This is a genomic window from Kitasatospora sp. NPDC056184, from assembly GCF_042268405.1.
Lineage (GTDB): Bacteria > Actinomycetota > Actinomycetes > Streptomycetales > Streptomycetaceae > Kitasatospora.
In genome coordinates this window covers 1-10725 of sequence record NZ_JBHJUI010000013.1, presented here as the reverse complement: position 1 = coordinate 10725, position 10725 = coordinate 1, and the positions used below count along the sequence as shown (strand labels likewise).

Genomic DNA, 10725 nt, shown 5'->3' with positions numbered 1-10725 from the left:
GTGGCACGCCCCACCCGAACGGTCGATGACATCCTGCCGCTGTCCCCGCTTCAGAGCGGCCTGCTCTTCCACAGCGTCTACGACGAGTCGACGCCGGACGTCTACACCGTCCAGTCGACCTTCCACCTGGCGGGCCCGCTGGACGCGGCCCGGGCGCGCCGGGCCGCCGAGGCGCTGCTGACCCGCCACGCGAGCCTGCGGGTCGCCTTCCGCCAGCGCGCGAACGGCGAGTGGGCCCAGGTGGTCGCGGCCCGCTTCACCCTGCCGTGGACGGAGGAGGACCTGTCCGGCCTCGACGCCGAGCAGGCCGGGCGACGGGTCCGCGAGCTGGTGCTGGAGGACCGCGAGCGCCGCTTCGACATCGGCCGCCCGCCGCTGATCCGCTTCACCCTGGTGCGGCTCGGTGCGCTCGACCACCGGCTGGTGCTGACCGTTCACCACACCGTGCTGGACGGCTGGTCGCTGCCGACCCTGCTCAAGGAGTTCCACCTGCTCTACACCTCGGACGCCGACCTCGGGCAGCTGCCGCCGGTCGTGCCGTACCGCAGGTACCTGGAGTGGGTCGCCGCGCAGGACGCCGAGGCGACCCGGACCGCCTGGGACGGCATGCTGGACAGGCTCGCCGCGCCCACCCGGGTCGGTGCCGCCGACCACGTCCCGCAGGACCCGGGCCGCCACGAGTTCGGGCTCTCCGAGGAGGCGACCCGGGCGCTCACCGCGCGCGCCCGGGAGGCCGGGGTGACGGTCAACACCGTGGTCCAGGCCGCCTGGTCACTGGTGCTGGCGGGGATCACCGGCCGCGACGACGTGGTGTTCGGCGTGACGGTCAACGGGCGTCCGGCCGAGCTGCCCGGCATCGAGTCGATGGTCGGCCTGTTCATCAACACCCTGCCGCTGCGGGTGCGGCTGCGCCCGGAGGAGACCGCCGGGGAACTGCTGGAGCGGGTGCACCTCGCCCAGACCGGACTGATGGCGCACCAGCACGTGGGCCTGCTGGAGGTGCAGCACCGCGCCGGGCTCGGACCGCTCTTCGACACCTCGGTGGTGTTCGAGAACTTCCCCTTCGACGAGGCGCCCGAGGTCACCCCGGAGACCGACCGGGTCCAGGTGGTCGGCGCGGAGAGCCACTCCGCCAACCACTTCCCGCTCAGCCTGGTCGGCATGCCGCAGGAGCAGCTGCGCTTCAAGCTCTTCCACCAGCGCGAGCTGTTCGACCAGGAGGCCGTCGAGGCCGTCGCCGAGCGCTTCCTGCGCGCACTCGACACCCTGGTGCGGCGGCCGGGACTGCCCCTGGCCCGGATCGACCTGCTGCTGCCGGCCGAGCGCGAGCGGGTGACCGGCTGGGCGAGGGGCGCGGTCGGCGCGATCGAGCGCACCAGCCTGCCCGAGCTGTTCACCGCGCAGGCCCGGCGCACCCCCGGGGCCACCGCGGCGCTGGCCGGCGACGGATCGTTGAGCTACCGCGAACTCGACGCGCGGGCGAGCTTCCTGGCCCGGGAGCTGCTCTCCCGCGGCGCCGGCCCGGGCCGGTACGTCGCGGTGATCCTGCCGCGCGGGCTGGACCTGGTGGTCGCCCTGCTCGGCGTCGCCAAGTCCGGTGCCGCCTACGTGCCGATCGACCCGGCCCACCCGGCCGAGCGGATCGCCGCCGTGCTCGCCGACAGCGCCCCCGTGCTCGTCCTCGCCGAGCCCGGCACCGCGCTCGCCGGACACCAGGTGCTGACCGTCACCGAGGGGGAGGCGCCCTCGTTCACGGCCGCCCCGCACCCGCACGACCCGGCCTACGTCATCTTCACCTCCGGCTCCACCGGCCGCCCCAAGGGCGTGGTGGTCGAGCACCGCTCCGTCGGCGCCTACCTGAGCCGGGGCCGCGCGGTCTACCCGGACGCGGCCGGGCTCGCCCTCGCGCACTCCTCGGTCGCCTTCGACCTCACCGTCACCGGCCTGTTCACCCCGCTGGTCTCCGGCGGCACCGTGCACGTGGCCGAACTGCCCGACGCGGTCGGCGGTCCCCGGCCGACCTTCCTCAAGGGCACCCCGAGCCACCTGGAGCTGCTCGACACCCTGCCCGACGAGGTCTCGCCCTCCGGCACGCTCGTGCTGGGCGGCGAGGCGCTGCGCGGCGAGGCCGTCCGGGCCTGGCGCCGGGCGAACCCGCGGGCCCTGGTGATCAACGCGTACGGCCCCACCGAGGCGACCGTCAACTGCCTGGAGTACCGCGTCGAGCCGGGCGCCGAGCTGCCGGACGGCCCGGTGCCGGTCGGCCGTCCCTTCGCCAACACCCGCACCTACGTCCTGGACGCCGCGCTGCGCCCGGTCGCCCCCGGCGTGACCGGCGAGCTCTACGTGGCCGGCGTGGTGCTCGCCCGGGGCTACGCCGACCGCCCCGGCCTGACCGCCGAGCGCTTCCTGGCCGACGCGTACGGCGCCCCCGGCGAGCGGATGTACCGCACCGGCGACCTCGCCCGCTGGCGCCCCGACGGCAACCTGGAGTACGCCGGGCGGGCCGACGACCAGGTCAAGCTGCGCGGCTTCCGCATCGAGCCCGGCGAGATCGAGTCCGCGGCCGCCCGCTTCCCCGGCGTCACCCGGGCCGTGGTGGTGCTGCGCGAGGACCGCCCCGGCGACCAGCGGCTGGTCGCCTACGTCACACCGGAGGACGTCGACCGGGAGCGCCTGCGCGCCCACCTCGCCGCCGCCCTGCCCGAGTACATGGTCCCGGCGGCCACCGTCGCCCTCGCCGCGATGCCGCTGACTCCCAACGGCAAGGTGGACCGCAAGGCGCTGCCGGTCCCGGACGAGGCCCCGGACGGCCTCGCCGTGCGGCGGGCACCCCGTGACCCGCGCGAGGAGCTGGTCGCCGAGCTGTTCGCGGGCGTCCTCGGCCGGCCCTCGGTCGGCCCGGACGACGACTTCTTCGAGCTCGGCGGGCACTCGCTGCTCGCCATCCGGCTGGTCAGCCGGCTGCGCACGGCCCTCGGCATCGAGGTGGCGGTGCGCCGGCTGTTCGAGAACCCGACCCCGGCCGCCCTGGTCCGGGTGCTGGACTCCGCCGGCGCGGGCCGGGCGCCGCTGCGCGCCGGGCAGCGGCCCGAGCGGATCCCGCTCTCCTTCGCCCAGCAGCGGCTCTGGTTCCTGCACCGGCTGGAGGGGCCGAACCCGGTCTACAACCTGGTCTCCTCGCTGCGGCTGGACGGCCCGCTCGACCGGGAGGCGCTGGCCGCCGCGTACGCCGACGTGGTCGCCCGCCACGAGAGCCTGCGCACGGTCGTCGCCGAGGACGACGAGGGCGCCCACCAGGTGGTGCTGGCCGCGACCGCGCCCGAGCTGATGGTGGCCCGCTGCAGCGAGGAGCGGCTGGACGCCGAACTCGCCGAGCAGGCCCGCCACCCCTTCGACCTCGCCACCGAAGCTCCCGTCCGGCTCCATCTGTTCGAGCTGGCCGAGGACCGCCACGAACTGCTCGTGGTGCTCCACCACATCGCGGGCGACGGCTGGTCCACCCCGCTGCTCACCCGCGACCTCACCCGCGCCTACACCGCCCGGGCCGCCGGCCGGGCCCCGTCCTGGAAGGAACTGCCCGTCCAGTACGCCGACTTCGCGCTCTGGCAGCGCGAAGTCCTGGGCTCCGAGGACGACCCGGACTCCCTGGCGGCCCGGCAGCTCGCGTTCTGGACCGAAACGCTCGCCGACCTGCCCGAGGAGCTCGACCTCCCGGTCGACCGGCCGCGTCCGGCGGTGGCCTCCTACCGGGGCGCGAACACCGGCCTGGAGATCCCGGCCGACCTGCACGCGGCGGTCGCGGACCTCGCCCGCGGCGCCAACGTGACCGTCTTCATGGTGGTGCAGGCCGCCCTCGCGGTGACCCTCTCCCGGCTCGGCGCGGGCGAGGACATCCCGCTCGGCACCCCGATCGCGGGGCGCCTCGACGAGGCCCTGGACGACCTGGTCGGCGGCTTCATCAACACCCTGGTGCTGCGCACCGACCTGTCCGGCGACCCGACCTTCACCGAGCTGCTGCAGCGCGTCCGGGAGGCCGACCTCGCCGCCTACGCCCACCAGGACCTGCCCTTCGAGCGCCTGGTCGAGGTGCTCAACCCGGCCCGCTCGCTGGCCCGTTCGCCGCTGTTCCAGACCCTGCTGGCGTTCAACAACAACAGCGCCGACGGCGCCGAGGAGGCCGTCGACCGGCTGCGCGGGCTCACCGTCGGCACCCGCGGCGTGGGCAGCGGCGCGGCCAAGTTCGACCTCGCCTTCAACCTGCGCGAGCGCTCCGCGGAGGACGGCACCGCCGGCGGCATGTCCGGCATCCTCGAATACGCGACCGACCTCTTCGACCCGGGGACCGCCGAGCGCCTGGTGGAGCGCTTCGTCGCGGTCCTCGGCCGCCTGGTCGCCGAACCCGGTCGCGCGGTCGGCGCCGTCGACGTGCTGCTCGACGGCGAGCACGCCACCGTCCTCGACGAGTGGAACGCCACCTCCCGCCCGGCCCGGGACCGCTGGTTCCTGGACCGCTTCGAGCAGCAGGCCGTCGACCGGCCCGAGGCGCCCGCCCTGGAGACCGACGACACCACCCTGAGCTACGCCGAGCTCAACTCGCGGGCCAACGCGCTCGCCGCGCTGCTGCGCTCCCGTGGCGCCGCCCCCGAGCGCTTCGTGGCCGTGCTGCTGCCGCGCGGCGCGGACCTGCTGGTCACCCTGCTCGCGGTGCTGAAGTCCGGCGCGGCCTACCTGCCGCTCGACCCGGAGTTCCCCGCCGACCGGCTCGCCCGGATGCTCGCCGAGGCGGCCCCCGCCGTCCTGGTCACCACCGACGGGCTGCGGCCGGAGCCGTCCGCCGACGGCCCGGCGACCGTCCTGGTCGACCGCACGGACCTGGACGGCCTGCCGGACGGCGACCCGGCCGAGCGCGTTCCGGGCGCCACCCCCGCGTACGTCCTCTACACCTCCGGCTCGACCGGCGCCCCCAAGGGCGTCGTCGTCCGCCGCTCCGCCCTGGACAACTTCCTGATCGCCATGGCCGCGCGCTGCCCGCTGGCCCCCGGCGACCGGCTGCTCGCGGTCACCACGGTCGGCTTCGACATCGCCGGCCTGGAGCTCTACCTGCCGCTGGCCGCCGGCGCCACGGTGGTCCTCGCCTCCCGGGACACCGTCCGCGACCCCGAGGCGCTGCGCGCCGCCCTCACCGGACGGTCCGTCACCGTCATGCAGGCCACCCCCACCCTCTGGCAGGCGGTCGTCGGCCACGACCCGGCGGTCCTGGCCGGGCTGCGGGTCCTGGTCGGCGGCGAGGCGCTGCCGCCCGCCCTCGCCACCGCCCTCGCGGCCGGCGCGTCCTCCGTGCTCAACGTCTACGGCCCGACCGAGACCACCGTCTGGTCCACCGCGGCCCCCGTCGGCCCGGGCGCCCCGCGCATCGGCCGGCCGATCGACAACACCCGGGCCTACGTCCTGGACACCGCGCTGCGCCCGGTGCCGGCCGGCGTCGCGGGCGACCTCTACCTGGCCGGTGACGGCCTGGCCCGCGGCTACCTGGCCCGGCCCGCGCCGACCGCGGAGCGCTTCGTCGCCGACCCGTACGGGCCGCGGGGCACCCTGATGTACCGCACCGGCGACCTCGCCCGGTGGAGCGCCGACGGTGAGCTGTCGTTCGTCGGGCGCAGCGACCACCAGGTCAAGCTGCGCGGCTTCCGGATCGAGATCGGCGAGATCGAGTCGGTGCTCGCCACCCACCCGCAGGTCGGCGCCGCCGCGGCCGGGGTGCGCACCGGCGCCTCCGGTGAGCCTGGCCTGGTCGCCTGGACCACCGGCACCGCCACCGCCGCCGCGCTGCGGGCCCACCTGGCGGCGGCCCTGCCGGACTACATGGTGCCCTCGGTGTTCGTCGCGCTGGACGCCCTGCCGCTCACGCCCAACGGCAAGCTCGACCGCAAGGCCCTGCCGGAGCCTCCCGAGCAGCGGGAGTCCGGCGGACGGCTGCCGCGCTCGCCGCAGGAGGAGATCCTCTGCGGGCTGTTCGCGGAGATCCTCGACCGGCCGCAGATCTTCATCGACGACGACTTCTTCGTCAGCGGCGGGCACTCGCTCGCCGCGATGCGCCTGGTCAGCCGGATCCGCTCGGTCCTGGACGTCGAGCTGCCGATCGGCCGGCTGTTCGAGTCGCCGACGGTCGCCGCCCTGGCGGCCCACCTGGACGCGAGCGGCGCCAAGCGCGCCCCGCTGGCCGCCGGAACCCGGCCGGAGCGGCTGCCCGCCTCCTTCGCCCAGCAGCGGCTCTGGTTCCTCAACCAGTTCGAGGGCCGGGACAGCGCCACCTACAACGTGCCGGTCGCCCTGCGGCTCACCGGCGCGCTGGACCTCGACGCCCTGCGGGCCGCGCTGGCCGACGTCGTGGAGCGGCACGAGACCCTGCGCACCGTCTTCGCCGAGGACGCCGAGGGCCCGTACCAGCGGATCCTGCCCCCGCTCGCCCCGGTGCTGACCGTCGAGGAGGCGGCCGGCGAGGAGGCGGACGCCCGGCTCGCCGAAGCGGCCCGCGCCGGCTTCGACCTCGCGCGGGAGATCCCGCTGCGGGCCCACCTGTTCGCCCGCTCGCCGCGCGAGCACGCGCTGCTGCTGGTGATGCACCACATCGCGGGCGACGGCGGCTGGTCGATGCCGCTGCTGGTCAAGGACCTCGCCGCCGCCTACGCGGCCCGCAGCACCGGCACCGCCCCGGCCTGGCAGCCGCTCGCCGTCCAGTACGCCGACTACACGCTCTGGCAGCAGGAGGTGCTCGGCTCCCCGGAGGACCCGTCCAGCGAACTCGCCCGCCAGCTCGACCACTGGCGCGCCGCGCTGGCCGACCTGCCCGGGGAGCTCGCGCTGCCCGCCGACCGCCCCCGCCCGGCCGTGCCGAGCCACCGCGGCGACGAGCTGCGCTTCGCGATCCCCGCGGACCTGCACGGCGCGCTGGACGCGCTCGCGCAGCAGCACCGCGCCAGCCTCTTCATGGTGGTGCAGGCCGCCCTCGCGGTGACCCTCTCCCGGCTCGGCGCCGGCGAGGACGTGCCGCTCGGTACGCCCAGCGCCGGCCGGACCAACGAGGCCCTGGAAGGCCTGATCGGCTTCTTCGTCAACACCCTGGTGCTGCGCACCGACCTCTCCGGCGACCCCTCCTTCGCCGAGGTCGTGGCCCGCGCCCGGGAGACCGCCCTCGGCGCCTACGCCCACCAGGACGTCCCGTTCGAGCGGCTGGTCGAGGAGCTCAACCCGGAGCGGGTCCCGGCCCGCCACCCGCTCTTCCAGACCATGGTCACCTGGAACAACGCCGGCCACCTGGAGGCCGCCGGGCAGAGCGCCGTACAGCTGCCCGACCTGGAGCTCGGCGTCGCGGACGTCTCCACCGGGGTGGCCACCTTCGACCTGCTGCTCGCCTTCGCCGACCTGCGGGCCGAGCGCGGCGCCCCGGCCGGGCTCGCCGTCCGGCTGGAGTACAGCACCGATCTGTTCGAACGGGCCACCGCACAGCGGCTCGCCGACTCCCTGGTCCGGGTGCTGCGCGCCGTCGTCGCCGACGCCGACCGGCCGGTGCACCGGATCGACCTGCTCGACGAGGCCGAGCGGACCCGGCTGTCGGCCGAACTCACCGGCCCGGCGGTCGCGCTCGACCCGCGCCCGCTCGCCGAGCGCTTCGCCGCGCAGGCCGCCGCCACCCCGGAGGCCGTCGCGGTCGCCGAGGCCGGGCGCCGGCTGAGCTACCGCGAGCTGGACGCGGCCGCCACCGCCCTGGCCGGCGAACTGGCCGCGCTGGGCGCCGCCCCGGAGCGGTTCGTCGCGGTCTCCCTGCCGCGCGGGGTCGACCTGGTGGTCACCCTGATCGCCGTGCTGCGCACCGGCGCGGCCTACGTCCCGCTCGACCCGTACTACCCGGCGGAGCGGCTCGCCTTCATGCTGGGCGACACCGCGCCGGAGGTCCTGGTGACCACCGGCGAGCTGCTGGCCGGGCTGCCGGCGACCGGGGCGCGGACCCTGCTGCTCGACCGGGAGCGCCCGCCGGCGCCCGCCGCACCCCGGCCCCGGATCCTGCCCGGCCACCCGGCGTACGTCATCTACAGCTCCGGCTCCACCGGCCGGCCCAAGGGCATCGTGCTGCCCGGCCGGACCCTGGCCAACCTGCTCTCCTGGCACGAGCAGGCGGTGCCCGGGCCGGTCGGCACGGTGGTCGCGCAGTTCACCGCGGTCGGCTTCGACGTCTCCGTGCAGGAGATGCTCGCCGCGCTGCTCGGCGGCAGGACGCTCGCCGTCTGCCCCGAGGAGGTCCGCCGCGACCCGCGCGAACTCGCCCGCTGGCTGCGGGACGAGGGCGTCGGCGAGCTGTACGCGCCGAACCTGGTCGTCGACGGCGTGCTGGAGGCCGCCCGCGAGGACGGCGTCGACCTGTCCGCGCTGCGCCACATCGTGCAGGCCGGCGAGGCGCTCACGCTCGGCGCGGCGGTGCGCGCCCACCACGCCGCCACCGGGACCAGGCTGCACAACCACTACGGCCCGGCCGAGACCCATGTGGTGACCGGCCACGAGCTGCCCGCCGACCCGGCCGACTGGCCGCCGACCCCGCCGATCGGACGCCCGATCAGCAACACCGCCGGCTACGTCCTGGACGCCGGTCTGCTCCCGGTCCCGACCGGCGTGACCGGCGAGCTCCACCTGACCGGCGCCGGCCTGGCCCGCGGCTACCTCGGCCGTCCCGAGCTCACCGCGGAGCGCTTCGTCGCCGACCCGTTCGGCGCCCCCGGCGGGCGGATGTACCGCACCGGCGACCTGGTCCGGCGCACCGAACAGGGTGAACTGGTCTACGTCGGGCGCTCCGACGACCAGGTCAAGCTGCGCGGCTTCCGGATCGAGCTGGGCGAGGTCGAGGCGGCGCTCGCGCGCGTCCCCGGGGTTCAGCGCAGCGCCGTGGTGGTCCGCGAGGACGAGCCGGGGGACAAGCGGCTGGTCGGCTACGTCGTCCCGGCGCCCGGCGGGACCGCCGACCCGGAGGCGCTGCGCGCCGCCCTGGCGGCCGAACTGCCCGACTACATGGTGCCGTCCGCCCTGGTGCCACTGGACGCCCTGCCGCTGACCGCCAACGGCAAGCTGGACCGGCGCGCCCTGCCCGAGCCCGCCGCCCGGACGGTGCCCGCCGGACGGGCCGCGCGCTCGCCGCAGGAGGAGATCCTCTGCGGGCTGTTCGCGGAGGTGCTGCGGCTGCCGGCCGTCGGCATCGACGACGACTTCTTCGCGGTCGGCGGGCACTCGCTGCTCGCCACCCGGCTGGCCGGCCGGATCCGCTCGACCCTCGGCGTGGAGATCGGGGTCCGCCAGCTCTTCGAGACCCCGACCGTCGCCGGGCTCGCCGCCGTGCTGGGACGGGCGGCCGGCGCCCGCGGGGCCGTCCGGCCGATGCCCCGGCCCGAGCGGCTGCCGCTCTCCTTCGCCCAGCAGCGGCTCTGGTTCCTGCACCGGATGGAGGGGCCGAGCGCCACCTACAACCTCGCCAGCGCCCTGCGGATCACCGGCGCGCTGGACGTGGCCGCGCTGCGGGCGGCGCTGGCCGACGTGGTGGCGCGGCACGAGAGCCTGCGCACCGTCTTCGCCGAGGACGCCGAGGGCGCCTACCAGGTCGTCCTGGACGACCCCCGGCCCGAGCTCGACGTGGTGCCCTGCGCCCCCGAGGAGCTGACCGAGCGGATCGCGGCGGCGACGGCCCACGGCTTCGACCTCGCCGAGGAGGTCCCGCTGCGGGCGACCCTCTTCCGACTGGGCGCGGACGAGCACGCGCTGCTCGTCGTGCTGCACCACATCGCCGGTGACGGCTGGTCCGTTCCGGTGCTGGTGCGGGACGTGGCGGTGGCGTTCGGTGCCCGGGTGGGCGGCGCGGCGCCGCGGTGGGAGGCGCTGCCGGTGCAGTACGCGGATTTCGCGCTCTGGCAGCGGGAGCTGCTGGCGGAGGGTGAGGGTTCGGAGTTGGGGCGGCAGGTGGGTTTCTGGCGGTCGGCCCTGGCGGGTGTGCCGGAGGAGCTGTCGCTGCCGTGGGACCGTTCGCGTCCGGTGGTGCCCTCGTACCGTGGCGGCCGGGTGCCGTTGGAGGTGTCGGGTGAGGTGCACGCGGGGCTGGTGGAGCTGGCGGCGCGCAGCCGGGTGAGTGTGTTCATGGTGGTGCAGGCGGCGGTGGCGGCGTTGCTGCACCGGATCGGCGGCGGTGACGACATCCCGGTCGGTTCGCCGGTGGCGGGTCGTACCGATGACGCGTTGGACGGGCTGGTGGGGTTCTTCGTGAACACGCTGGTGCTGCGGACGGACGTGTCGGGTGATCCGAGTTTCGTGGAGTTGCTGGAGCGGGTGCGGGAGTGGGACCTGGCGGCGTTCGCGCACCAGGACGTGCCCTTCGAGCGGATCGTCGAGGCCGTGAACCCCGCCCGTTCCACGGCCCGCCACCCGCTCTTCCAGACCATGCTGATGTGGGACAACACCCCGGTCGGCGAGGGTGCCACCGTCCCGCTGGGCGGGCTGACCGCCCGGCCGCTGCCCGCCCCGGCCGGCGGCGCCAAGTTCGACCTCACCTTCAACCTCTCCGAGCAGCGTGCCGCCGATGGTCGGCCGTCGGGGCTGGTCGGTGCGTTGGAGTTCGCGGAGGACTTGTTCGACCGGTCGACGGTGGAGCGGTTCGCGTTCTGGTTCGGGGGTCTGTTGGAGCAGGTGGTG

Annotated in this window: 1 protein-coding gene; it reads left to right on the top strand. The window is 75.8% G+C overall.

The features are described 5' to 3' along the window. Window positions 1-10725, top strand: a 10725-nt coding sequence (locus ACFC0B_RS24860; RefSeq protein ID WP_376089748.1) for an amino acid adenylation domain-containing protein, incomplete at its 3' end; no start/stop codon positions are given.